This is a genomic window from Streptomyces sp. NPDC052496 (assembly GCF_040679095.1).
Taxonomy (GTDB): Bacteria; Actinomycetota; Actinomycetes; order Streptomycetales; family Streptomycetaceae; genus Streptomyces.
This window is the reverse complement of record NZ_JBFAUH010000008.1, coordinates 29,495-52,243: the sequence shown is the minus strand read 5'-3', so window position 1 is coordinate 52,243 and position 22,749 is coordinate 29,495. Positions and strand designations below refer to the sequence as shown.

21 protein-coding genes are annotated in these 22,749 nt (G+C 72.6%); 11 read left to right on the top strand and 10 right to left on the bottom strand.

Annotated elements, in window-relative coordinates:
• Positions 1-310: 310 nt before the first annotated feature.
• Positions 311-847, top strand: a complete 537-nt coding sequence (locus tag AB0L45_RS13140; protein WP_365839144.1) for an STAS domain-containing protein — start codon at positions 311-313, stop codon at positions 845-847.
• A gap of 59 nt (positions 848-906) precedes the next feature.
• On the top strand, positions 907-1,137 hold the full coding sequence (locus AB0L45_RS13135) for a hypothetical protein (protein WP_365839142.1): 231 nt from the start codon (positions 907-909) through the stop codon (positions 1,135-1,137).
• A gap of 32 nt (positions 1,138-1,169) precedes the next feature.
• Here the strand turns inward: AB0L45_RS13135 and AB0L45_RS13130 are convergent, their stop codons facing one another.
• The 3 genes from AB0L45_RS13130 to AB0L45_RS13120 form a co-directional block, all read right to left on the bottom strand.
• Positions 1,170-1,955 (bottom strand): SDR family oxidoreductase, encoded by a 786-nt coding sequence (locus AB0L45_RS13130; protein ID WP_365839140.1) that lies wholly within the window; start codon positions 1,953-1,955, stop codon positions 1,170-1,172.
• Positions 1,952-2,455 carry a cupin domain-containing protein gene (locus tag AB0L45_RS13125; protein WP_365839138.1) on the bottom strand — a complete coding sequence of 168 codons (504 nt, stop codon included), beginning with the start codon at positions 2,453-2,455 and terminating at the stop codon, positions 1,952-1,954. The genes AB0L45_RS13130 and AB0L45_RS13125 overlap by 4 nt, the downstream gene beginning before the upstream one ends.
• A 129-nt stretch (positions 2,456-2,584) precedes the next feature.
• The gene (locus AB0L45_RS13120) at positions 2,585-3,187 is read right to left on the bottom strand and encodes a TetR family transcriptional regulator (RefSeq protein WP_365839137.1); all 603 of its coding nucleotides are present in this window, start codon (positions 3,185-3,187) and stop codon (positions 2,585-2,587) included.
• Between the two features lie 112 nt (positions 3,188-3,299).
• On the opposite strand from AB0L45_RS13120, the gene AB0L45_RS13115 reads away from it, so the two are divergent.
• Positions 3,300-4,886: an FAD-dependent oxidoreductase gene (locus tag AB0L45_RS13115; RefSeq protein WP_365839135.1), complete on the top strand. Its 1,587-nt coding sequence runs from the start codon at positions 3,300-3,302 to the stop codon at positions 4,884-4,886.
• 566 nt (positions 4,887-5,452) lie between these two features.
• Here the strand turns inward: AB0L45_RS13115 and AB0L45_RS13110 are convergent.
• Positions 5,453-6,187: an AAA family ATPase gene (locus tag AB0L45_RS13110; protein WP_365839133.1), complete on the bottom strand. Its 735-nt coding sequence runs from the start codon at positions 6,185-6,187 to the stop codon at positions 5,453-5,455.
• A 140-nt stretch (positions 6,188-6,327) separates the two neighbouring features.
• Between AB0L45_RS13110 and AB0L45_RS13105 the strand changes: the two genes are divergently transcribed.
• The 4 genes from AB0L45_RS13105 (at position 6,328) to AB0L45_RS13090 (ending at position 8,719) form a co-directional block, all read left to right on the top strand.
• Positions 6,328-6,663, top strand: coding sequence for a YnfA family protein (locus tag AB0L45_RS13105; RefSeq protein WP_365839131.1), 336 nt, complete (start codon positions 6,328-6,330; stop codon positions 6,661-6,663).
• 84 nt (positions 6,664-6,747) lie between these two features.
• Positions 6,748-7,530, top strand: coding sequence for an SDR family oxidoreductase (locus tag AB0L45_RS13100; protein ID WP_365839129.1), 783 nt, complete (start codon positions 6,748-6,750; stop codon positions 7,528-7,530).
• A gap of 374 nt (positions 7,531-7,904) precedes the next feature.
• Complete coding sequence (locus AB0L45_RS13095) at positions 7,905-8,285, top strand: RNHCP domain-containing protein (protein WP_365839505.1); 381 nt, start codon at positions 7,905-7,907, stop codon at positions 8,283-8,285.
• 17 nt (positions 8,286-8,302) lie between these two features.
• Entirely contained in the window at positions 8,303-8,719 is a 417-nt protein-coding gene (locus AB0L45_RS13090) for an RNHCP domain-containing protein (RefSeq protein ID WP_365839127.1), read from the top strand.
• Between the two features lie 60 nt (positions 8,720-8,779).
• On the opposite strand, the gene AB0L45_RS13085 is transcribed toward AB0L45_RS13090, so the two are convergent.
• Positions 8,780-9,973 carry an RtcB family protein gene (locus AB0L45_RS13085; protein ID WP_365839125.1) on the bottom strand — a complete coding sequence of 398 codons (1,194 nt, stop codon included), beginning with the start codon at positions 9,971-9,973 and terminating at the stop codon, positions 8,780-8,782.
• Positions 9,974-10,134: 161 nt separating this feature from the next.
• Here AB0L45_RS13085 and AB0L45_RS13080 point away from each other — a divergent pair, with 161 nt between their 5' ends.
• From AB0L45_RS13080 to AB0L45_RS13070, 3 genes are all read left to right on the top strand, one after another.
• Positions 10,135-11,091, top strand: a complete 957-nt coding sequence (locus AB0L45_RS13080; RefSeq protein WP_365839123.1) for a hypothetical protein — start codon at positions 10,135-10,137, stop codon at positions 11,089-11,091.
• A gap of 201 nt (positions 11,092-11,292) precedes the next feature.
• Positions 11,293-12,012, top strand: a complete 720-nt coding sequence (locus tag AB0L45_RS13075) for a DUF3558 domain-containing protein (RefSeq protein ID WP_365839121.1) — start codon at positions 11,293-11,295, stop codon at positions 12,010-12,012.
• 124 nt (positions 12,013-12,136) lie between these two features.
• Positions 12,137-13,480 (top strand): DUF2637 domain-containing protein, encoded by a 1,344-nt coding sequence (locus AB0L45_RS13070; protein ID WP_365839119.1) that lies wholly within the window; start codon positions 12,137-12,139, stop codon positions 13,478-13,480.
• Between the two features lie 25 nt (positions 13,481-13,505).
• On the opposite strand, the gene AB0L45_RS13065 is transcribed toward AB0L45_RS13070, so the two are convergent.
• From AB0L45_RS13065 to lysS, 4 genes are all read right to left on the bottom strand, one after another.
• Entirely contained in the window at positions 13,506-15,857 is a 2,352-nt protein-coding gene (locus AB0L45_RS13065) for a glycosyl hydrolase family 65 protein (protein ID WP_365839117.1), read from the bottom strand.
• Positions 15,854-16,615 (bottom strand): beta-phosphoglucomutase family hydrolase, encoded by a 762-nt coding sequence (locus tag AB0L45_RS13060; RefSeq protein WP_365839115.1) that lies wholly within the window; start codon positions 16,613-16,615, stop codon positions 15,854-15,856. The genes AB0L45_RS13065 and AB0L45_RS13060 overlap by 4 nt, the downstream gene beginning before the upstream one ends.
• A gap of 144 nt (positions 16,616-16,759) precedes the next feature.
• Positions 16,760-16,981 carry a hypothetical protein gene (locus AB0L45_RS13055; protein ID WP_365839113.1) on the bottom strand — a complete coding sequence of 74 codons (222 nt, stop codon included), beginning with the start codon at positions 16,979-16,981 and terminating at the stop codon, positions 16,760-16,762.
• Positions 16,982-17,197: 216 nt separating this feature from the next.
• Positions 17,198-18,922, bottom strand: coding sequence for a lysine--tRNA ligase (gene lysS, locus AB0L45_RS13050; RefSeq protein WP_365839111.1), 1,725 nt, complete (start codon positions 18,920-18,922; stop codon positions 17,198-17,200).
• Positions 18,923-19,077: 155 nt separating this feature from the next.
• Here lysS and argS point away from each other — a divergent pair, with 155 nt between their 5' ends.
• Entirely contained in the window at positions 19,078-20,859 is a 1,782-nt protein-coding gene (argS, locus tag AB0L45_RS13045) for an arginine--tRNA ligase (protein WP_365839109.1), read from the top strand.
• A 66-nt stretch (positions 20,860-20,925) separates the two neighbouring features.
• Here argS and AB0L45_RS13040 read toward each other — a convergent pair whose 3' ends face one another.
• Positions 20,926-22,344, bottom strand: coding sequence for a helix-turn-helix transcriptional regulator (locus tag AB0L45_RS13040; protein ID WP_365839107.1), 1,419 nt, complete (start codon positions 22,342-22,344; stop codon positions 20,926-20,928).
• Between the last annotated feature and the right edge of the window lie 405 nt (positions 22,345-22,749).

Genomic DNA, 22,749 nt, shown 5'->3' with positions numbered 1-22,749 from the left:
GTGCGACGGTGCCCGCCGGGCAGTTCCGCGCGTGCGCCCCTAGTACGGCCGTGCTCCGGGGGCAGCCCCACGTGTCCGCCTCCGGTGGGCTCCGGCGGGGCCGTCACGGCGGGTGACGGGCGGCCGGGGGCGGCAGCCGGCGGACCCGTACGGCGTGCGCCGCGCGGATGACGCGCCGTCATGGCGCCCCCGTTATCCGACCGGTCGGTCACGCACGCTGTTCGCGCCACCCGTGGCGCACTACCCTGGACGGTGCAGCCCGAGTCCCCGGCAGCGCGGAAGCCCGTCCGCCCGGAGGAGGCGCGTGCTGATGGCAGACCCCGGAACCTCCCTCGACTTCCCGCGCGCCGGCGCGGTGGGCTCGCGGGTGCCCCCGACCCGTCACCACGCCCTGCACCCACCGGCGCGGCGCCCCGCACCGGCCGGCCCACCGGGTCCGGCCAGGGACGGCGCACCGGCCCCCGTGCCGGACGACGCGCCGTCGGTCCCCGTGACGGACACCGACTTCGCCGTCCTGATCGTGCGCGGCAGGGTGGACCTGGCGACCCTGCCCACGCTGCGCGAACGCCTGCGGCGCCTGCCCCGTACTCCCGGCAGCCTGCTGATCGTCGACCTGTCCGAGGTCACCGACTGCTGCGCGCTCGCCCTCGGGCCGCTCGTCGCGGCGGCCAGGCGGGCCCGCTCCCAGGGCGGTGACCTGCGACTCGTCCAGCCAAGTCCCGCCGTCTCGGAAGCGTTGCAGGCCAGTGGGCTGAACCGGCTGCTGCCGGTCTTCGCCGGCCTGGACACCGCGACGGGGACTCCGGCCGCCGAACCGCCCGGTCCGCCGGCCGGGGCCGCGGCCTAGGAAGGGAGCGTTCCGAGCGGGGCGCTCCCGTACACCGCACACTTTGTGGGAGGTGCGCAGTGTTCGCGCTTCTGCTCGTCTCGTTCCTGCTCACGGCCATCGCCGGACTGGCGAATCCGGTGTGGTGGCTGGCTTCCGCCGTACTGCTCTACCTCGCCGTGCGCTTTCGCCAGGGCTACCTGGGGTACGACGCGGAGTACCGCGCCTACCGGGAGCGCCGCATCCGCCAGGACCGTTACGACCGACGGTACCGCGCGGAGCGCGGGGGCGGCGCCGCGAAGGGCAAGTAGCCCGCCGGGCCGGGGCGGGCGTGCACGGGCGGTCACCAGGTGGGTCCGGCCGACACCCCGCCGTCCACCACCAGGTCGTGCCCGGTCACCCACGCGGCCATCGGCGAGGCGAGGAAGACGCATGCGTCGCCGATGTCCTCGGGGCGGCCGAGCCGGCCGGCCGGTGCGGCCCTCCGGTAGCGGGACACGCCGTCCGGCCAGGCCTCCTCCAGCCCCTCCCGGTCGACCAGGCCCGGTGAGACGGTGTTCACCCGGATGCCGTCGGGCCCGTACTCCAGCGCGGCCGAGCGGGCGTGCGCGACGACGGCCGCCTTGGACGCGCAGTAGTGGGCGTGGCCGGCCGCGCTCTGGTGCGCCTGGACGGACGCGATGTGGGTGACCGAACCGCCTCCGCCGTCCCGCATCACCGCGGCCGCGGCCTGGGTGCAGGCGAAGGTGCTCAGGACGTTGGTGTCGTTGACCGCGCGCCAGTCGGCGACGGTCATGCCGGCCAGGCCCTGGCCGGGCTGCACGCCCGCGTTGTTCACCAGCGCGCTGAGCCGGCCGCGCCACTCCGCCGCCGTACGCACCAGGCGGTGGCACTCCTCCTCGGCGGACAGGTCGGCCTGTACGGCGAGCGCGCTGCCGCCCCGCTCCTCGATACGGGCGACGAGCGCGTCGGCGGCGGCGGCGTTCGTACGGTAGTGGGCGACGACCGCGGCACCCGCCGCGGCGAAGCGCCGCGCGATGCCGGTGCCGAGGCAGCCGCCCGCGCCGGTCACCAGGGCCACCTGGCCGGCGAGGGACGGCAGCTCCGGGCTGCCCGCCGCGGCGTTCACGGGCGGGTCAGCGCGGTGATCCGCGCCGCCTCCCTGGGGTAGCGCGCGGCCAGTTCGGCGGCGTCCCCGTGCTCGTACATGTCGAAGGTGAAGCCCGGCGCCATGGTGCAGCCGAACAGCGACCAGGCGCCGCCGGCGGCGACCTCGGCGCCCATCCACGTACCGGCGGGCACCGTGAACTGCACGTGCTGGCCGCCCAGCACGTCCGGGCCGAGGATCACCGTCCGGGTGCCGCCGGACGGTTCCAGCAGGAGCAGCGTGAGCGGGTCGCCGAGGTAGAAGTGCCAGATCTCGTCGCCGGGCAGGCGGTGCAGCGCGCTGTGATCGCCGGGTTCCGAGGTGAGCAGCATGACGATCGCGGAGCCCGCCGGCCGCCCGTCGGGGCGTTCGGGGCCCGCCCAGGTGCGGCGGTACCGGCCGCCTTCCCTGGGCAGCGGCTCCAGTCCGTAGAGCTCGACGAGTTCCTGGGGTGACGGTGACACGGACGGCTGCCGGGCCATGCGTCTCCTTCCCGGTCCACAGCGGGTACGGCGGCACGTACGGCGGTACGGCCACCACCGTAGAACGGCGGCGCTGCCGCGTCCGCGGATCGCGGAAGCCGGGCGCGGCGGACGGGCCGGCGGGCGCCGCTACGGGTGCTCGGCCGTCAGGTAGTGCTGGAGCGTCGGTGCCAGCCAGGCCACGATCTCCTCGCGGCTGAGCCCGACGGCGGGCGGCAGCAGCAGGACGTACCGCAGCATGCCCATGCCCACCAGCTGGGAGCCGACCAGCGCCGCGCGGGCCGAGAGCTCCTCCGGGACCGGGCAGACCGCCGCGAGCGCCGGTCTGATCTGGTCGGCGAAGACACCGCGCAGGCGCTCGGCGCCCGCCTCGTTGGTGACGGCGACGCGCACCATCCCGGTCAGCGTCTCGTCGCCCTCCCAGCGGTCGAGGAAGTGCTCCACGAGCAGGGCGCCGAGCTGCTCGCGCGGTACGGACGCCAGGTCGGGCAGGCGCAGGTCGATCTCGGAGGCCGCCGCGAACAGGCCCGCCTTGTTGCCGTAGTAGCGCATGACCATCGACGGGTCGATGCCCGCGTCCCGGGCGATGGCGCGGATGGTGGCGCGTTCGTAGCCGTCGGCGGCGAAGCGGTCCCGGGCGGCGTCGAGGATCGCGGCGCGGGTGGCGTCGGAGCGGCGGGGGCGGTCCGGTGCGGCGTCCGGGGCGGTGGGGGCGGGGGCGGTGTCAGCCATGCCAACGACTGTAGGCCAACACCTGTTGACGGGCCAGCGCGGCACACCTATCGTTGCCAACAAGCGTTGGCCAACGAGCGTTGACCAACAGACGTTGGCATTGGAGGCGGCCATGCACCGCAAGCCCGGCACCACCGACGACCAGAACCCCACACCCGGCGGGCGCGCCGGCGAGGACGCCGACGTCCTCGTGGTCGGCGCCGGCCCCACCGGCCTGCTGCTCGCCGGCGACCTCGCCGCCGCCGGCCTCCGCGTCACACTGCTGGAGCGCCGCGCCCCCGGCATCAGCAACCTGACCCGCTCCCTGGGCGTGCACGCCCGCAGCCTCGAACAGCTCGACGCGCGCGGCCTCGCCGACGAACTCGTGGCGACCGGCCACCCGCTGCCCCGCCTCCAGCTCCTGTCCGGCGCCGTCCTCAAGCCGTCCCGGCTGCCCTCCCGCTTCCCGTTCCTGCTGGTCACCCCGCAGTACGAGGTCGAGCGGCTGCTGGAGCGGCGCGCCCAGAAGGCCGGCGTCACCTTCCGCCACGGGGCCCGTGTGACCGGGCTGGACCAGGACGCCCACGGTGTCCAGGTGCACGTACAGGAAGAGGGCGAGGTCACCGCGACGTACCGCGCGTCCTACGTCGTCGGCACGGACGGGGTGCGCAGCACCGTCCGGAAGGCCATCGGCCTGCCCTTCCCCGGCCGGGCGGTGGTCCGATCCATCGTGCTGGCGGACGTACGGCTCGACGACCGGCCCGACGTCCCCCTGATCGCCAACGCCACCGCCGACTCCTTCGCGCTCATCAGCAACTACGGCGACGGCTGGTACCGCGTCATCGGCTGGGACCGCCACCGCCAGACCTCCGAGGACACCCCTGTCGAGACCGAGGAGATCCGCGCGTACATGCGCCTCGCCCTCGGCAGCGACTACGGGCTGAGCGAGGTGCGCTGGACCTCCCGCTTCCACAGTGACGAGCGTCAGGTGCCCCACTACCGCGTCGGCCGCGCCTTCCTCGCGGGCGACGCCGCGCACGTCCACTCCCCGGCCGGCGGCCAGGGCATGAACACCGGCCTCCAGGACGCCGCCAACCTCAGCTGGAAGCTGACCGCCGTACTGCGCGGCGACGCGCCCGACAGCCTGCTGGACACGTACCACACCGAACGCCACCCGGTGGGCAAGAAGGTGCTGCGCAGCAGTGGCGCACTCGTCCGGCTGGCACAGGTACGCAGCGCGCCGACGCGGGCGCTGCGCGCGGTGCTCGCCCAGCTGCTGAACACCGTGCCGCCGCTGGCGGACCGGGCGATGGCGAGCATCAGCGGGGTCGGCATCGCCTACCAGGCCGAACGCGGCGCCCATCCGCTCACCGGCAAGCGCGCCCCCGACCTGCGGCTGGCAGGCGGCACCCGGCTGCTGGAGGCGCTGCGGGGCGGCGGCTTCGTCCTCGTCACACCGCGGGACGAGGACCTGTCACCGGCCGGCGAGCTGCCGCGGGCCGAGGACTTCCCGGCGGACGGGACTGCCGCGGGCCCCCGTCTCGTACGGGCCTGCTGGGCCGGTGACCGGCGGACCGCGCTCCTCGTCCGCCCCGACGGCTACATCGCCTGGGCCACCGACGCCACCGACCCGGCCGTACGCGCCCGCGCCCTGCGCGCCGCACTCGACCGCTGGACCGGCTCGGGCCGGGCCGCGGCCCGCACCGCGGCCCGGTCCTGACCATCACGCCGTCCGCACCCGGTGCGGCCCGCGCGGACCCGTCCCCCGGCCATGAACGGGGGACGGGTCCGCGCCGCCCGGTACGCCCGGCCGTCCCCGGGCCGGGCGGACGGACGCTCGCCGGGCCCGGCGGCCGGACCGGATCCCGCAGCTGCCCGGTTCCCGCCGCCTGCCACCGAAGTCCGTGCGGTCGTACGCGATGGAAGGTGAGGCCGGTCCCCGAAGACGCGGGGCGGGCCGGGCGTGTCGGCGCGCCCGGATACGCCGCAGGGCATTCGAGGTGGTCACCAGTTGTCCGCCGGTCAGCGGAATGGCACGTTTCACCGCTCCGCCCGCCATCCACCGATCAGCGTCGTACCCCCCGGTAAGAGGGGAATCTAGGCACGCCCCTGCCGCCTGACAAGGGGCCCGGCCAGCGGATGTGACGCCCCGTACGGTTTTTGGCCAGTGGTTCGCCGTTCACGCAGCGGCGGCCGCCGGCGCCTTCCCCGTCCCCGTCAACCCCCGCTTCCGGACAACGCGGCCGGACCGTGCTCCCCGACCCTCCACCTCTCCCCGGCTCGGGTTCAGCCTCCTCCGATGATGTGCCGCAGATACGCCCGCGGGTCGGTGAGATAGCGCCGCCAGTGGTCGACGAGGGCCAGCTCGTCCCACTCCACCGAGCGCATGCCGTGCTCACCGACCTCGACTATCTCCGCGCCGGGCAGGGCCGTGAGCAGCGGAGAGTGCGTGGCACAGACGACCTGGGCGCCACTGCGGCCCAACTCGTCGAGCACCGCGAGCAGTTCCAGGCAGGAGGAGAACGACAGCGCGGCCTCGGGCTCGTCCAGCACGTACAGCCCCGGCTGCCGGAACTTCTCCCGGAACGCCATCAGGAACCCCTCGCCGTGGCTCATCTCCTCCGGCGCACCCGACAGCCGCGTACGGCCGAGCGCGTCCCACGCGGTCTCGGCGCGCAGGAAGAAGCCGCGCCGGCGGGTACGCGGCCCGCGCACCATCCGGCGGCCCGCCGTCGTCGGGTCGAAGCGGATGGCGCTGCCCAGCACCGACGGCGCGCGCGAACTGGCGTACTTGTACCCGGCCGAGCCGCCGTACGAGTCGAGCCCGAAGCCCTCCGCCAGGGCCTCGGCGAGCGTCGACTTGCCAGAGCCGTTCTCCCCCACGAGAAAGGTGACCGGCGCGCGGAATTTCAGCCCGTCCGCAGCCAACCGCCGCACGCACGGGACCGTCCAGGGCCAGCTCTCTTCGCTCTCCGCCCACGCTTCCTCGGAGAGATCCACGTACGCACGTTCGATGAGCATGTCTCGAAGCTCTCACACGCCACTGACAACGGCCCCGCACACCACCCGCCCGGCCACCGCCGAACCGCACCCGAAATGCCCCCACCGGCCCCGACGGCCCGCTCCACCCCCTTCCGCCCGCCCCTGCCTACCCTGCCCCCATGCTCATCGCCCGCTCCCTCGCCCTCTTCCTCCTCGCCGCCCTCTTCGAGATCGGCGGCGCCTGGCTCGTCTGGCAGGGCGTACGCGAACACCGCGGCTGGCTCTGGATCGGCGCGGGCGTGCTCGCCCTGGGCGCCTACGGCTTCGTCGCCACGCTCCAGCCGGACGCCGACTTCGGCCGCGTCCTCGCCGCGTACGGCGGTGTCTTCGTCGCCGGCTCACTGGCCTGGGGCATGGTCGCGGACGGCTACCGCCCGGACCGCTGGGACGTGGCCGGCGCGCTCGTCTGCCTGGCCGGCCTGGCAGTGATCATGTATGCCCCCAGGGGCCGTTGATCATTTACCGCCCGACGGCCGCTGACCCGCGCATATCCTGCGTAGGCACCACGACCCCGCCCGCAGCGCCCGAGGAGCCGCCGTATGACCGCCGTACCCGATGCGCCCGCCGCCCGTACCCGTACCGCCGTCGTCACCGGAGCCAGCAGCGGCATCGGCGCCGCGACCGCCCGCCGGCTGGCCGCCGAGGGCTACCGCGTCGTCCTCGCCGCCCGCCGCAAGGACCGCATCGAGGCACTGGCCGCCGAGCTGCCGGACGTCGAGGCGTACCAGCTCGACGTCACCGACCGCACCGCGGTGGACGCCTTCGCCGCCCAGCTCCAGGAGCGCCACGACTCGGTGGACGTGCTGGTCAACAACGCCGGCGGGGCCCTGGGCGCCGACCCCGTCGCCACCGGCGACCCGGCCGACTGGCGCACGATGTACGAGGTCAACGTCCTCGGCGTGCTCAACGTCACCCAGGCCCTGCTGCCCGCCCTGACCGCCTCCGGGGACGGCACCGTCGTGGTCGTGTCCTCGACCGCGGGCCACGGCACGTACGAGGGCGGCGGTGGCTACGTCGCCGCCAAGCACGGCGCGCACGTCATCGCCGAAACCCTCCGCCTGGAGCTGTGCGGCGAGCCCGTCCGCGTCCTGGAGATCGCCCCCGGCATGGTCCGGACCGACGAGTTCGCCACCACCCGCTTCCGCGGCGACACCGCCAAGGCCGCCAAGGTCTACGAAGGCGTGGCCGAGCCGCTGACCGCCGACGACGTCGCCGACACCATCGGCTGGGCCGTCACCCGCCCCGCCCACGTCAACATCGACCTCCTCGTGGTCCGCCCGCGCGCCCAGGCCTCCAACACCAAGGTGCACCGCGCTTCCTGAAGCACACACCGGGTACGCGAAGGCCGCCCCGCGGCGCCACCGGAAAAACCGCTGGCGCCGCGGCGGCCCCCGCCCGTACCGTCTCCAGGGTCGGCGCATCCGCGCGCCGTCGCACGTGCCCGACCTCGCACGTGTCCCCATCTTTCGGGCCTCGCCCTGGAAAGCAGTGTCTATGCCCCGGCCGGCGCTGAGCGCGCCTCACCACCGCGCGGACGAACCCCGCCGCTGACCTTCACCGTCTGACGGCCGCCGTCCGCCGCACCGGCCCGGCCGCACCCGCCTGCGCGCGGTGCCGCCACTGCCCGTACGACCGAGGCCGCTCGGCCCGCTCCCGCTGCCATGACCCATGTTTTCCGGCAAGGAGACCCCGAGTGCTGTCCAACAGCCCCAAGAACCCACACCGCCCGAACCCGCTCCCGCGCACCGACACCTTCACCTGCGTCCGGTGCGGGCTGACCGTCACCACCCTCGCCCCGGACGGCAACCGCCGCAACCACTGCCCCAGTTGCCTGCACTCACGGCACGTACGGGACGCGGTCGAGGGCGGCCCGTCCAGTTGCGGCTCCCGAATGTCGCCCATCGCGATCGCGGTGCTGCGCACCGACGACTGGATGGTCATCCACCGCTGCACCCGCTGCGACGAGCTGACGTCCAACCCGGTCTCCCCGGACGACAACCAGCTCATCCTGATGCGGATGGCGGTCCGGCCACTGGCTCATCCGCCGTTCCCGCTCGAAGCCTTCGGCGACCTGTGAGCGAGGGAGACGCGACCGTGCCACGACGCCGTACCCCCCGCCCGCAGCGCCGCGCCCAGCGCCCCAAGGACGTCCTCCACGGGCCGGGCGGCGCCTCCGGAGACACCTTCCGCTGCGTCGAGTGCCGCCTGGAGGTCCCGCTGACCGCACCGGGCACCGCCCACCGCAACCACTGCCCGCAGTGCCTGGCCAGCCGCCACGTGGACCGCAGGATCCCGGGCGACCGGGCCGCGGCCTGCGGCGGCCGGATGCGCGCCCTGTGCCTGACCACCCGGCAGGACGGCGAGTGGCTGCTGGTCCACCAGTGCCTGGCCTGCGGCGCGCTGAGCACCAACCGCACCGCCGGCGACGACAACGCCCTGACCCTGCTGCGTCTGGCCGTCCGCCCCCTGGCGGACACCGGCATGCCCGTACGGGCACTGATCTCCCTGTGAGAGACCGACAGCGGTGAAAGCGGGCCCCGGCCCCGGAAGGCCAGGGCCCGCACACCCGCCTCAGCCCTTCACGCACACCACCTGCTTGAGCTTGGCCACGACCTCCACCAGGTCACGCTGCTGGTCGATGACCTTCTCGATCGGCTTGTACGCGCCCGGGATCTCGTCCACGACGCCGGAGTCCTTGCGGCACTCCACACCCCGCGTCTGCTCCTCCAGGTCCCGCGTCGAGAACCGCTTCTTCGCGGCGTTGCGGCTCATCTTCCGGCCCGCGCCGTGCGAGGCGGAATTGAAGGACGCCGGGTTCCCCAGCCCCTTGACGATGTACGAACCGGTGCCCATCGAACCGGGAATGATCCCGTAATCGCCGCTCCCGGCCCGGATCGCACCCTTCCGCGTCACGAGCAGATCCATGCCGTCGTACCGCTCCTCCGCCACATAGTTGTGGTGGCAGGAGATCACCGGCTCGAACGTCGGCTTGGCCTTCTTGAACTCCTTGCGGACCACGTCCTGGAAGAGGGCCATCATGATCGCGCGGTTGTACTTGGCGTACTCCTGCGCCCAGAAGAGGTCGTTGCGGTAGGCCGCCATCTGCGGGGTGTCCGCGATGAAGACGGCGAGGTCGCGGTCGACCAGGCCCTGGTTGTGCGGCAGCTTCTGGGCCTGGCCGATGTGGAAATCAGCCAGTTCCTTGCCGATGTTGCGGGAGCCGGAATGCAGCATCAGCCACACCGAGCCGGACTCGTCGAGGCAGAACTCGATGAAGTGGTTGCCGCCGCCGAGCGAGCCCATCTGCTTGACGGCGCGCTCCTCGCGGAACCTGACCGCTTCCGCGACCCCGCCGAAGCGGCTCCAGAAGTCGTCCCAGCCGCTGGTCGCCAGGCCGTGCAGCCGGCCGGGGTGCACCGGCTCGTCGTGCATGGCCCGGCCGACCGGGATGGCCTCCTCGATCTTGGAGCGGAGCCGGGAGAGGTCGCCGGGGAGGTCGTCGGCGGTGAGCGAGGTCTGCACGGCGCTCATGCCGCAGCCGATGTCGACACCGACGGCCGCCGGGCAGACCGCGCCGTGCATGGCGATCACCGATCCGACCGTCGCACCCTTGCCGTAATGCACGTCCGGCATCACGGCCAAGCCCTTGATCCATGGCAGGGTGGCCACGTTGCGCAGCTGCTGCATGGCCTGGCCCTCGACCGTGGACGGGTCCGCCCACATCCGGATCGGAACCTTCGCTCCGGGCACCTCGGTGTACGACATGACTTCCCCAATCCCCCGATAAGTATCAAATAGCAAAAGCCGGACAAGAAGCCTGATCAAGGACAGGGAACCGGCGTATGCGGCAGAACGTGCGGTAGACATTGTGTCCATCCGCCGTCAGGCCGCGGCAACCAGATTTCCTACGGAAGGAGCCGGGTACGGTGCAGCGAAGGTCGTTCGTACCGGGTGCCGCGCTGGCGACCGCGGCGGCGCTGGCCGCCACGCTCACCGCCTGTACCGGTGGCACCGGCACCGGCGGCGGCTCCGCCGACACCAAGAGCGGCGACACGGCCGCCACGGTGCAGTCCGCCGAGCCCGGCAAGTACAAGACGCTCCCCGAGCCCTGCCGCCTGCCCTCCAAGGGCACCCTGCGCAAGCTGCTGCCGCCCGGCGGCACGGAGAGCCCGCAGGACGCCGACAAGATCTACGCGGGCACGGCCGACATCACGTACGACACGGACCGCCGGGTCGGCTGCCGCTGGAAGCGTGAGGCGTCCGACGGCATCCGCCACCTCACCCTGGACTTCGAGCGGGTCGTCTCCTACGACCCCGCGGTCAGCGACGACGACAAGGCGCAGACCGTCTACGCGAAGAAGGAGCTGGCGGCCGACCTGCCGTCCGGCACAAGCGCCTCACCCTCCAGCCCCACCCCCTCCGCCGACAAGGACGGCAAGGGCGAGGAGGGCGACAAGGGCGACAAGGGCGCCGAAGGCAACGCGGACGACAAGGGGGACAAGGGGGACAAGGGCAGCGGGGACCAGGAAGCCGGCAAGGTCACCGCCGGCGGCAAGGCGTCCCCCGTCCCCACCACACCGTCCTCGCCGTCCGCCCCCTCGACCGCCCCGACCGGCAAGGGCGCGAGCGACGCGCCCGGCTCCGCCCTCGCCCCGCGCGTCCTGGACGGGCTCGGCGACGCCGCGTTCCTCAACGACAAGCTGATCACCGCGGACAGCGGCGTGCACCGCGACGTCACCATCGTCTTCCGCTCCTCGAACGTCATCGTGACCCTCGCCTACGACCAGTGGTCGACCGACAAGACGGCGCTGCCGGACAGCAAGGACCTCCAGGACAAGGCGCAGGCGCTGGCCCAGGAGCTGGCCGACCACTTCAACGAATAGTCCGCTTTGTCCGGCGAGTAACGTCACGAATCGCCCGCCGGCCGCCCTCCGCCGCGTACCGTGTGCCCCCGAGCCCCGCGCGCGGCAGCGTCGCCGCGCGCTCCGAAGGACGTACCGCGCGCGCACCGCGACAGCGGCCGTACGCGGCACCCGACGGCGTCCAGTGCGACGCGCCGAACGACGACGAACAGCGAAGGAACCATGCACCGTTCAGCCAAGCGACTCGCCAGCCTCCTCGCCTGCGCAGCCGTACCGGTGATGCTCGTCGCCGGCTGCTCCTCCGACGACGACTCCGGCAAGAAGGACTCGGGCGGCGCGTCGAAGTCCGCCTCCCCCAGCAAGAGCGGCAGCTCCTCCCCCAGCGTCACGCCCGCCAAGCTGAAGAAGCTGCCCAACCCCTGCCAGGCCGTGACCAAGGACACCATCAAGAAGCTGGTGCCCAAGACCAAGAACGAGGCCGGCGAGCAGGGCAAGTCCTCCGACGCCATGACCCGCGGCTTCTGCTCCTGGACCAGCTCCGACGCCCAGGGCGTGGACGGCACCCAGTACCGCTGGCTGGACGTCGGCCTCCAGCGCTACGACTCCGACCCGACGCTCGGCACCGGCGAGAAGCGCGCCACCGACTTCTACAAGAAGCAGATCGACACGGCCAAGGCCACCCAGGACGCCAAGAACACCAAGACCGGCGCGGTCGACGGCAACGGCGACGAGTCCTCCTGGATCACGTACGACCTGAAGAAGGACGGCTCCGACTTCAAGAACCAGACGGTGGTCGCCCGCACCGCCAACGTCGTGGTCACCGTCAACTACAACGGCGCGGGCATGGCCGGCGCCGACGCCCCCGACCCGAGCGACCTCCTCAAGGCCGCCGAGACCGCCGCCAAGGAAGCCGTCGCCGCGGTCGGCAAGGCCAACCAGTAGCGCCGGTCGGCAGCTGTACGGGCCCTCCCCGGCCCCGGCCCGACGGGTGTGCCAGGCTGAGCCGCCACAGTCAGCCGAAGCCGGGGAGGGATCGCGGGTGCCCGCGACGACACACGCGACGCGCTTGAGCCGCAGCCACCGCATCCTGATCGGCGTGGTCGTCGCCGGCGCCGCCCTGATCGCGGCGATCGGCTTCGCCGGCTCCTACACGGCCGTCCGCGACCTCGCCGAACGCAAGGGCTTCGGCGCGTTCTCCGCCGTCTTCCCCATCGGCATCGACGCCGGGATCGTGGTCCTGCTCGCCCTGGACCTCCTGCTGACCTGGACCCGCATCCCGTTCCCGCTGCTGCGCCAGACCGCCTGGCTGCTCACCGCCGCCACCATCGCCTTCAACGGCGCGGCGGCCTGGCCGGACCCGCTCGGCGTCGGGATGCACGCGGTGATCCCGGTCCTGTTCGTGGTCGCCGTCGAGGCCGCCCGGCACGCCGTCGGCCGGATCGCCGACCTCACCGCCGACAAACACATGGAGGGCGTCCGCCTGGCCCGCTGGCTGCTGGCGTTCCCGTCCACGTTCCGGCTCTGGCGCCGGATGAAGCTGTGGGAGCTCCGGTCGTACGACGAGGTGATCGAGCTGGAGCGGGACCGGCTGGTCTACCGGACGCGGCTGCGGGCCCGGTACGGGCGGGCCTGGCGGCGGCGGGCACCGGTCGAGGCGCTGATGCCGCTGCGGCTGGCGCGGTACGGGGTGCCGCTGGCGGAGACGGAGGCCGCGGGGCTGGCGGCGGCGGGGATCCAGACCGCCGCGGCCGTGACCACGGATTCCGCGACGGCACCGGCGGAGCCGGTGGCATCGGCGGCATCAGCGGCATCGGCGGCATCGGCGGAGTCTCCAGCCGCCCCGGCCGCAGTGTCCGATCCGGCGCCTCAGGTCGCCCCGGAGCCGCCCGTACTCGACCGTCCGCCGACTCCGGCGCCCCAGCCCGAACCCGAACCCGAGCCCGAACCGCACGAAGTGACGGCCAGGCCCGACGAAGCGACGACCAGTCCCGACGAAGCGGCCACCGAACACCCGGCCCATGAAGCCCGGTTGACGGTCCCCGTGGCCCCCGGACGCTCCCGGCCCCTCGGCGGTGCGACCGGGCCGCTGCCCATCCCGGAGCCACGGGCCACCGAGCCGAGCCCCGCTCCCCTGCCGGCCCCGGATCCCGAACCGACGCCCCCGCCCGCTCCCGCCGGCCTCCCCGACGACATCCCCCGGGACGAGGCGTACTACGAAGCCTTCCGTACGTACGTCGCCGAGAAGGACCACTTCCCCGACTCCCGGCAGTTCGGCCGCTTCCTGCTGGACGCGTACGGTGTCACCGGCCGCGAGGGCGGTCCGCTCTCCGAGAGCTATCTGCGGGCGTTCGTGCGGGAGTTCCGGCAGCGGCTGCGGGAGGAGATGGAGACCGCCGAGCACATCCCGTAGTGGTCCCCATCCCCGTACCCCGCCCTCAGTGCCTCCGCAGCGGCCGCCGCCCCGGCGGCTGGGTCGGCTCCGGGCGTGCCGCCAGTTCGGGGATCTCGCGTTCCTGGGGGGCCTTGTCGGAGACGGTGAGGGGTTCGCCGTAATGCTGTATTTCGAGGGGCGCGCCCTCGACCATGCTGTACGTCACCGAGTTGGCGGTGATCTCGACGCGCAGCCGCCGGCCCAGGACCTGGACCGAGAACGCCAGGCGGCTGAGCTTCTCGGGGAGGCGGGGGGCGAAGGTCAGGCCGTCCTGGCTGGTGTGGCGCATGCCGCCGAAGCCGGCGACGAGGGCGATCCAGGTGCCGGCGAGCGAGGCGGTGTGCAGGCCGTCGCGGGTGTTGTTCTCCAGGTCCTGGAGGTCCATCAGGGCTGCTTCGCCCAAGTAGTCGTACGCCAGCCGCAGATGGCCGACCTCGGCGGCCACGACGGCCTGGACGCAGGCGGACAGGGAGGAGTCGCGTACGGTCAACGGCTCGTAGTACGCGAAGTTGCGCGCCTTGTGCTCGTCGTCGAAGCAGTCGCCGCGCTTGTACAGGGCGAGGACCAGGTCGGCCTGCTTGATGACCTGCTTGCGGTACAGGTCGAAGTACGGGAAGTGCAGCATCAGCGGGTACTGGTCGGTGCGCGTGGCGGCGAAGTCCCAGGTCTGGTGGGTGGTGAAGCCCGCCGACTGCTCGTGCACCCGCAGGTTGGAGTTGTACGGGACGGCCACCGCCTCCGCGGCGTCCCGCCAGGCCGCGCTCTCCTCGTCGTCGACGCCGAGCGCCCGGGCCTCGCGCGGGTGGCGTTCGGCCACGTCGGCGGCGGCGCGCAGGTTCGCCTGGGCCATGAGGTTGGTGTAGACGTTGTCGTCCGCGACGGCGCTGTACTCGTCGGGGCCGGTGACGCCGTCGATGTGGAACGTGCCGTGGTGGTCGTGGTGGCCCAGCGAGTGCCACAGCCGGGCGGTCTCCACCAGGATCGGTACGGCCGTCTCGCGCTCGAACTCCTCGTCGCCGGTGGCGCACACGTAACGGACGACCGCGTCGGCGATGTCGGCGTTGACGTGGAAGGCGGCGGTACCGGCCGGCCAGTACGCCGAGCACTCCGAACCCTCGATGGTGCGCCAGGGGAACGTCGCGCCCCGCAGCCCGAGTTGGGCGGCCCGCTCGCAGGCGGCGCCCAACGTGTTCTGCCGCCAGCGCAGCGCTTCGGCGACGGCGCCGGGCGAGGTGTACGTGAGCATGGGCAGCACGAACGTCTCACTGTCCCAGAACGTGTGACCGTCGTATCCGGAACCGGTCAGCCCCTTGGCGGGGATGGCGCGCTGCTCGGCCCGCGCACCCGCTTGGAGGACGTGGAAGAGGGCGAAGCGGACGGCCTGCTGGATCTCCGCGTCCCCGTCGACCTCGACGTCCGCGCGGTCCCAGAAGTCGTCCAGGTAGGCGCGCTGCTGGTCGGCCAGGCCCTGCCAGCCGATGCTGCGGGCCCCGGCGAGCGCCGCGTCCACCTGGTCGCGTACGGCGGGCAGCGAACGGGCGCCGGACCAGCCGTACGCCACCGTCTTCTCCAGGCGCAGCCGCTGGCCCTGCTTCAGCAGCGAGGTGACGGTGAAGCGGGCGACGTCGTCGCCGCTCTCGCTGTCGGTGCCGGTGTGGTCCTCCGGGCCGTCGACGACGTGGTCGGCGGCGGCGGCCACCCGCTGTCCGCTGCGACGGGTGCGGTGGATCAGCCGCAGGCGCGGGCCGGAGGCGAAGTGCTCCTCGGGCTCCAGCGGGTTGTGCAGCGCCGAGGAGACGCGCGGGTCGCCGCCGGACTCGGGCAGCTGCTCGTTGGTGACGAGTTCGGACTGCACCACGACCCGCACTTCGGAGTCCAGGGGCTCGACCTCGTAGGCGACGGCGGCGACGGCCCGCTGCGTGAAGGAGACCAGGCGGGTGGAGGTCACCCGCACGGTGCAGCCGGCCGGCGAGGTCCATTCGCAGGTACGGCGCAGCACCCCGGCGCGCAGGTCCAGTACGCGTTCGTGGGAGCGCAGCCGCCCGTAGCGCAGGTCGAACGGTTCGTCGTTGACCAGCAGCCGGATCAGCTTGCCGTTGGTGACGTTGATGACGGTCTGCCCCGACTCGGGATAGCCGTACCCGGCCTCGGCGTACGGCAGCGGGCGCAGCTCGTGGACGCCGTTGAGGTAGGTGCCGGGCAGGCCGTGCGGCTCGCCCTCGTCCAGGTTGCCGCGCCAGCCGATGTGCCCGTTGGACAGCGCGAACACCGACTCGCTCTGCGGCAGGACGTCCAGGTTGAGGTCGGTCTCGCGCAGCAGCCAGGGGTCGCAGGCGTACGAGGAGTGGGTGATCATGCCTGGCCGTCCTCCTTCAGCAGCTCGGCGAGGTCCTTGACGACGATGTCGGCGCCGTGCCGCCGCAGCGCGTCGGCCTGGCCGACCCGGTCGACGCCGACGACGTACCCGAAGTGGCCGGCCCGTCCGGCGTCCATCCCGGCGAGGGCGTCCTCGTAGACGACCGCCTGCGCGGCGGACACGCCCAGTTCCCTGGCGGCCTCCAGGAAGGTGTCGGGGTGCGGTTTGCCCGGCAGTTTCCGCTCGGCGGCCACGTTCCCGTCGATCCGTACGTCGAAGAGGTGCTCCATGTCCACGGACGCCAGCACCTCGCGGCAGTTGGCGCTGGAGGAGACGACGGCGGTGGCCAGGCCCTGCTCACGGACGGCCCGCACATAGCGGCGGGAGCCTTCGTACGCCTCGGCGCCCTGCTCGCGGAGCTTCTTCAGCAGCAGGTCGTTCTTGCGGTTGCCCAGCCCGTGCACGGTCTCGCGGTCGGGCGGGTCGTCGGGGCCGCCCTCCGGCAGTTCGATGCCGCGGGAGGCGAGAAAGATGCGGACGCCGTCGGCGCGCGGGCGGCCGTCCACGTACTCGTCGTAATCGGCGACCGGGTCGAAAGGGGTGAACCCGGGGCCGTCCCGGTGGCGCAGGAAGTCGTCGAAGGTCTCCTTCCAGGCGGCCGTGTGCACCACGGCCGTCTTGGTCAGGACACCGTCGAGGTCGAACAGACAGGCCCGGACACGGTCCGGCAGCCCGAGTGAGGTCAGCGAATCCGTCATGGGAGACGAGTCCCCGCCCGGTGTTCGACGTATGTCTCTTCCGGCCATTTCCCGCCCGGAACGCCGCCGGGCGGGCGGGTGCGGTGGGTGCGGCAGGCCTGTACGGCGGATGTGGTGAGCCGGTGCGGCGGGTGCGGTGGGCGGCTACGCGCCCGAGCCCACCCGCTTCCTGCGCTTCTTGCCCGCCTCCCCCCACACGCAGAGGACCAGGCCGGCCACGGCCATACCGGCGTACGCGAACGTCGGCAGATCGAACCAGTGCGGCAGGATGCCCCAGCCCGTGCTGTCCGTGAAGATCCGGCCGAGGGCGCCCAGGGCTCCCTGGATCAGGACGATGATTCCGAGGACTCCGATGATTTCTCGCATGGCTCCAGCCTCACGCGAGCGGCCCCGGGGATCGTCGTCCCCGGGGCCGAATCGGCACTCCGTCGAAAGTCGCAGCGGGCGCGGTCGGGGCCTCATACCCGCACGCGCGCGGCGCGGGATACCGGTAGGCGCCCGGCGCGGCGCGGGCCCGTACACACTCGCCCGGCGCGGCGCGAGCCCGTACGCACTCCGCGCCGGGCCCGCTCCGTCAGCCGCTCACGCCGCCAGCAGCTTGCGCACCCGGTCCGCGCCGACCGCGAGCAGCAGCGTGGGCAGCCGCGGGCCGGTGTCGCGGCCGACGAGCAGGTTGTAGAGCAGCGCGAAGAACGAGCGCTGCGCCACCTTCAGCTCCGGCGTCGGCTTGGCGTCCGGCGTCAGCCCGGCCTGGATCTTCGGCACGCCGTAGACGAGCGTGGTCAGCCCGTCCAGCGACCAGTGCTCGTCCAGCCCGTCCAGCAGCAGCCGCAACGACTCGCGGCCCTGCTCGTCGAGCGAGCCGAGCAGCTCGGTGTCCGGCGTCTCGCGCACGATCGTGCGCTGCTCGGCCGGGACCTGGGTGTTGATCCAGTACTCCGCCTTGTCCAGCCGGGGGCGGGTCTCGTCCAGGGACGTGACCGGGTCGGCCGGGTCCAGCTCGCTGAGGATGCGCAGCGTCTGCTCGTCGTGCCCGCCGGTGATGTCGGCGACCGAGGCCAGCGTGCGGTACGGCAGCGGGCGCGGGGTGCGGGGCAGCTCACCGGCGGCGGTGCGCACCGCGCGGGAGTGCGCGGCGGCGTCGGCGGGCAGCGCCGAGCCGTCGGCGACCTTGGCCTCCAGCTTGTCCCACTCGTCGTAGAGCCGCTGGATCTCCTGGTCGAAGGCGATCTTGAAGGACTGGTTGGGCTTGCGGCGCGCGTACAGCCAGCGCAGCAGCGGCGCCTCCATGATCTTCAGCGCGTCGCCCGGGGTCGGCACGCCGCCCTTGGAGGACGACATCTTCGCCATGCCGCTGATGCCGACGAAGGCGTACATCGGGCCGATGGGCTGCGCGCCGTCGAAGACCTCGCGCACGATCTGGCCGCCGACCACGAACGACGAACCCGGCGAGGAGTGGTCCACCCCGGACGGCTCGAAGATCACGCCCTCGTACGCCCAGCGCATCGGCCAGTCGACCTTCCAGACCAGCTTGCCGCGGTTGAACTCGCTGAGCCGGACCGTCTCGCCGAAGCCGCACGCCGTGCAGGAGTACGTCAGCTCGGTCGTCTCCTCCACGTAGGAGGTGACGGTGGTCAGGTCCTTGTCGCACTGGCCGCAGTACGGCTTGTACGGGAAGTAACCGGCCGAGCCGCTGGAGCCGTCGTCCTCGGCGGCCGCGCCGGACCCCTCGGCGGCCTCCAGCTCGGCCTCGTCGACCGGCTTCTGCGACTTCTTCGCGGGCGCCTTCTTGGTGCGGTACTGGGCGAGGATCGCGTCGATGTCGGCGCGGTGCTTCATCGCGTGCAGGATCTGCTCGCGGTAGGCACCGGAGGTGTACTGCTCGGTCTGGCTGATGCCGTCGTACTCCACGCCCAGCTCGGCGAGCGCCTCGACCATGGCGGCCTTGAAGTGCTCGGCCCAGTTGGCGTACGCGGAGCCGGCCGGGGCCGGTACCGAGGTCAGCGGCTTGCCGATGTGCTCGGCCCAGGACTCGTCGACGCCCGCGACGCCGGCCGGGACCTTGCGGTAGCGGTCGTAGTCGTCCCAGGAGATCAGGTGGCGGACCTCGTGCCCGCGGCGGCGGATCTCGTCCGCGACCAGGTGCGGGGTCATGACCTCACGCAGGTTGCCGAGGTGGATCGGGCCGGAAGGGGACAGGCCCGAGGCGCAGACGATCGGTTTGCCGGGGGCGCGGCGCTCCGCCTCGGCAATGACCTCGTCCGCGAACCTGGAGACCCAGTCGGTCTCGGTGCTCTGCTGAGCCACGATCGGCCCTTCCTCTTCTCACCACTCGACGTGCCTGACGGCCCCATTCTCCCAGACGGAGCGGCAGCCGATTTTTCCCTGTGGAAAACCGGTGGAACCGCCGTGGGATACTCGGTGGCAAACCCTTTCCACACCAACGGAACGGCCTTCATTCCATGACCTCGGTCCCTTCCCTCGCAGCTACGGTCAACCAGCGCGTCGCGGACGCCCTCTCGGCAGCCCTGCCGGAGGCCGGCGCCGCGGACCCGCTGCTGCGACGAAGCGACCGGGCCGACTTCCAGGCCAACGGCATGCTCGCGCTGGCCAAGAAGCTCAAGGGCAACCCGCGGGAGCTGGCCTCCCAGGTCGTCGGGCAGCTCACCGGCGGTGACGTGATCAAGGAGATCGAGGTCTCCGGGCCCGGCTTCCTGAACATCACCGTCTCCGACGAGGCGATCGTCCGCACGCTGGCCGCGCGCGCCGCCGACGACCGCCTCGGCGTGCCGTACGCCGAGAACCCGGGCACCACGGTCATCGACTACGCGCAGCCGAACGTCGCCAAGGAGATGCACGTCGGCCACCTGCGCTCCGCCGTGATCGGCGCCGCGATGGTCGAGATCCTGGAGTTCACCGGCGAGAAGGTGATCCGCCGCCACCACATCGGCGACTGGGGCACCCAGTTCGGCATGCTCATCCAGTACCTCATCGAGCACCCGCACGAGCTGGACCACAAGCGCGACGACGCCTCCGCCGAGGTCTCCGGCGAAGAGGCCATGTCCAACCTCAACCGCCTCTACAAGGCGTCCCGCGCGCTGTTCGACTCCGACGAGGAGTTCAAGGACCGCGCCCGCCGCCGCGTGGTCGACCTCCAGGCCGGCGACGAGGAGACGCTCGCCCTGTGGCAGCGCTTCGTCGACGAGTCGAAGGTCTACTTCTACTCGGTCTTCGACAAGCTGGACATGGAGATCCGGGACGCGGACGTGGTCGGCGAGTCCGGCTACAACGCCATGCTGGAGGAGACCTGCCGCCTCCTGGAGGAGTCCGGTGTCGCGGTCCGCTCCGACGGCGCGCTCTGCGTCTTCTTCGACGACGTCAAGGGCCCGGACGGCAACCCGACCCCGCTGATCGTCAAGAAGTCCAACGGCGGTTACGGCTACGCGGCCACCGACCTGTCCGCCATCCGCGACCGGGTGCAGGGCCTGGGCGCCTCGTCCCTGCTGTACGTGGTCGACGCCCGCCAGTCGCTGCACTTCAAGATGGTCTTCGAGACCGCCCGCCGGGCCGGCTGGCTGGGCGAGGACGTCGAGGCCGTACAGCTCGCCTTCGGCACCGTCCTCGGCAAGGACGGCAAGCCGTTCAAGACCCGTGAGGGCGAGACGGTGCGGCTGGTGGACCTGCTCGACGAGGCGGTGGACCGGGCGACCGCGGTCGTCCGCGAGAAGAGCGAGAAGATCGGCCTGACCGACGCGGAGATCGCCGAGAACGGCTCCCAGGTCGGCATCGGCGCCGTGAAGTACGCGGACCTGTCCACCTCGGCGTCCCGCGACTACAAGTTCGACCTGGACCAGATGGTCTCGCTCAACGGCGACACCAGCGTGTACATCCAGTACGCGTACGCCCGGATCCGGTCCATCCTGCGCAAGGCCGGTGACACCGCGGCCCCCAAGGCGCACCCGGAGCTGCCGCTGGCCACCGCCGAGCGCGCGCTGGGGCTGCACCTGGACCAGTTCGCGGAGACCCTGGAGGAGGCGGCGGCCGGTTACGAGCCCCACAAGCTGGCCGCGTACCTCTACCAGCTCGCCTCCCTCTTCACGACCTTCTACGACCAGTGCCCGGTCCTGAAGGCCGAGGGCGGCAGCGAGCAGATCGAGAACCGCCTGTTCCTGTGCGACCTGACGGCCCGCACGCTGCACCGCGGCATGGCGCTGCTGGGCATCCGGACGCCCGAGCGGCTCTGACGACACGCACAGGCAAAGGCCCCACCGGAACGGATCGTTCCGGCGGGGCCTTTGCGCTGCGCGGGTTCAGTTCCCGGTGGGCTTCCAGGCATTCACGTCGTAGCGGTAGATGAACGACGGGCGGCCCTTCATCGCGCTCGTACGGAACGGCCTGCCGTGGTCGTCCAGGCGCAGCGTGCCGCGCCGGCCGCCGCTGCTCCACTCCAGCTCCAGGTACCAGCTGACGTCGTTCGCCTCCGCGTGCGCGTCCACGTACAGCATCTGCGGGTCGGACGCCGAGACCTTGAACGGGAAGTCGGTCGCCGGGATCTTCCGGTCCCCCTGCTCCCCGGCCACCGGCCGCGTCACCGGCTGCGCCGCGTCCAGGCCGACGTCGAACGAGGCCGGGGTGAGCCCGCCGCCGCAGCCGTCGCCCATGGAGTACGCCGACCCCGCCACCGACGCCGTGCGCGTCGTGGTCCGTACGGTCAGCGAGTGCAGGACGACGGCCTGGTCGCTGGTGCCCTGCACGGCCAGCGCGACCCTGAGGTGCCCGCCGGGCACCCCGCCGAGCGCGTCCGCCCAGCCGCGCGCGCTCACCCCGGTGGGCGGCGGCGGGACCTCGGTGGGCGGTTTGTCGAGCATGTACCAGCGGTCGCAGGGGTCGTCCCAGTTGTTCGTACGGACGTCGACGGTCAGCGGGGAGCCGCTGCTCCGGCCGCTGTTGCCACCCGCCTCGCCCTTGCCCTCCCCCTCGTCGGACGCGGCCCCGGGCGGGCTCGCGGTGGTCGGCGTACTGCCCCGCACCGGCTCACCGGCCGCCGCGGAAGCGGACGCGGACGCCGACGGGGACGGCGTGCCGGAGGCCCCGCCGTCCGGAACCGGCCCGCGCCCGCCACGGGCCGACCGGTCGGCCACCTGCGTCCCGGCCGGTGCCGTCCGGTCCGGGGCCGAGGAGGAGGTGGTGCTGACGACGATGACGGGCACGGCCAGCGCGACGACGGCGGCTGCCGCGAGGGCGAGGCGGAGTCGGGGGTGGGTGCGGGTGCGGATGCGGGTGCGGGGAGTGGGGTGGCGGGGGTGGCCGGGGGTGGGGGGTGCTGTGGGGGTAACCGTCTCCTCCGGTACGGCGTCCTCCGGTACGGCCTCCTCCGGTACGGCGTCCTCCGGTACGGCCTCCTCCGATACGGCGTCCTCCGGTACGGCGTCCTCCGGTACGGCCTCCTCCGGTACGGCCTCCACCGCCGTCCGCCGCCCCCGTGCCGCGTCCGCCAGGATCCACCGGCGGTGCAGCTCGACCAGTTCCTCGGGCTTCGCGCCGCACACCCTGGCCAGCCGTTCCACGGGCGCGTAGTCCGTCGGCACCGCGTCGCCGTTGCAGTAGCGGTGCAGCGTGGACGTACTCATGTGCAGGCGCTTGGCCAGAGCGCCGTAGCTCAGTCCTGACCTCGTCTTCATCTCGCGCAACAGCGCCGCGAATCCGTCCGTGCCGGAAGCCGTGCTCACCGTTTCCCTCCCGCCTCGTCCCGGAACCGCGTTCCAGGCGCCCCTCATTCCCCCAGGTCAGGGTACGCGGGATCGTTCCAGCGTCCCGGATGTGCCGACGGCCGTTGTGGCCGGGACGAACCGTCGCCCAGGCTGTGACCACTGACGACGCCCTGACCAGGGGCCTTACCGGGGAGCAGCCGTGCGGACCCGATTCCGCTGCCCTATCGACATGGATCCGGCCGATTTCGCGGCACTGGGCGTACTGGCCATCTGTGTCGCCGTCATAGCGGCCGTACTCCACGGCCTCTGACCGTGCCTCGATCAGCCACCGCCCTTCTTCCCCAGGACCTCACGTCCCAGATCCTCACGCCCGTCCCAAGACCTCACGCCCGTCCCAAGACCTCACGTCTCACAACCTCACGG

What these genes read in the sequence shown, in the direction of transcription:
- AB0L45_RS13100 (WP_365839129.1), top strand. Translation starts at nt 6,748, where the DNA reads ATGACCGCCGTACCCGATGCGCCCGCCGCCCGTACCCGTACCGCCGTC.
- AB0L45_RS13085 (WP_365839125.1), bottom strand. Translation starts at nt 9,973, where the DNA reads ATGTCGTACACCGAGGTGCCCGGAGCGAAGGTTCCGATCCGGATGTGG.
- AB0L45_RS13060 (WP_365839115.1), bottom strand. Translation starts at nt 16,615, where the DNA reads ATGACGGATTCGCTGACCTCACTCGGGCTGCCGGACCGTGTCCGGGCC.
- argS (WP_365839109.1), top strand. Translation starts at nt 19,078, where the DNA reads ATGACCTCGGTCCCTTCCCTCGCAGCTACGGTCAACCAGCGCGTCGCG.
- AB0L45_RS13115 (WP_365839135.1), top strand. Translation starts at nt 3,300, where the DNA reads ATGCACCGCAAGCCCGGCACCACCGACGACCAGAACCCCACACCCGGC.
- AB0L45_RS13125 (WP_365839138.1), bottom strand. Translation starts at nt 2,455, where the DNA reads ATGGCCCGGCAGCCGTCCGTGTCACCGTCACCCCAGGAACTCGTCGAG.
- AB0L45_RS13140 (WP_365839144.1), top strand. Translation starts at nt 311, where the DNA reads ATGGCAGACCCCGGAACCTCCCTCGACTTCCCGCGCGCCGGCGCGGTG.
- AB0L45_RS13110 (WP_365839133.1), bottom strand. Translation starts at nt 6,187, where the DNA reads ATGCTCATCGAACGTGCGTACGTGGATCTCTCCGAGGAAGCGTGGGCG.
- AB0L45_RS13075 (WP_365839121.1), top strand. Translation starts at nt 11,293, where the DNA reads ATGCACCGTTCAGCCAAGCGACTCGCCAGCCTCCTCGCCTGCGCAGCC.
- AB0L45_RS13105 (WP_365839131.1), top strand. Translation starts at nt 6,328, where the DNA reads ATGCTCATCGCCCGCTCCCTCGCCCTCTTCCTCCTCGCCGCCCTCTTC.
- AB0L45_RS13065 (WP_365839117.1), bottom strand. Translation starts at nt 15,857, where the DNA reads ATGATCACCCACTCCTCGTACGCCTGCGACCCCTGGCTGCTGCGCGAG.
- AB0L45_RS13055 (WP_365839113.1), bottom strand. Translation starts at nt 16,981, where the DNA reads ATGCGAGAAATCATCGGAGTCCTCGGAATCATCGTCCTGATCCAGGGA.
- AB0L45_RS13120 (WP_365839137.1), bottom strand. Translation starts at nt 3,187, where the DNA reads ATGGCTGACACCGCCCCCGCCCCCACCGCCCCGGACGCCGCACCGGAC.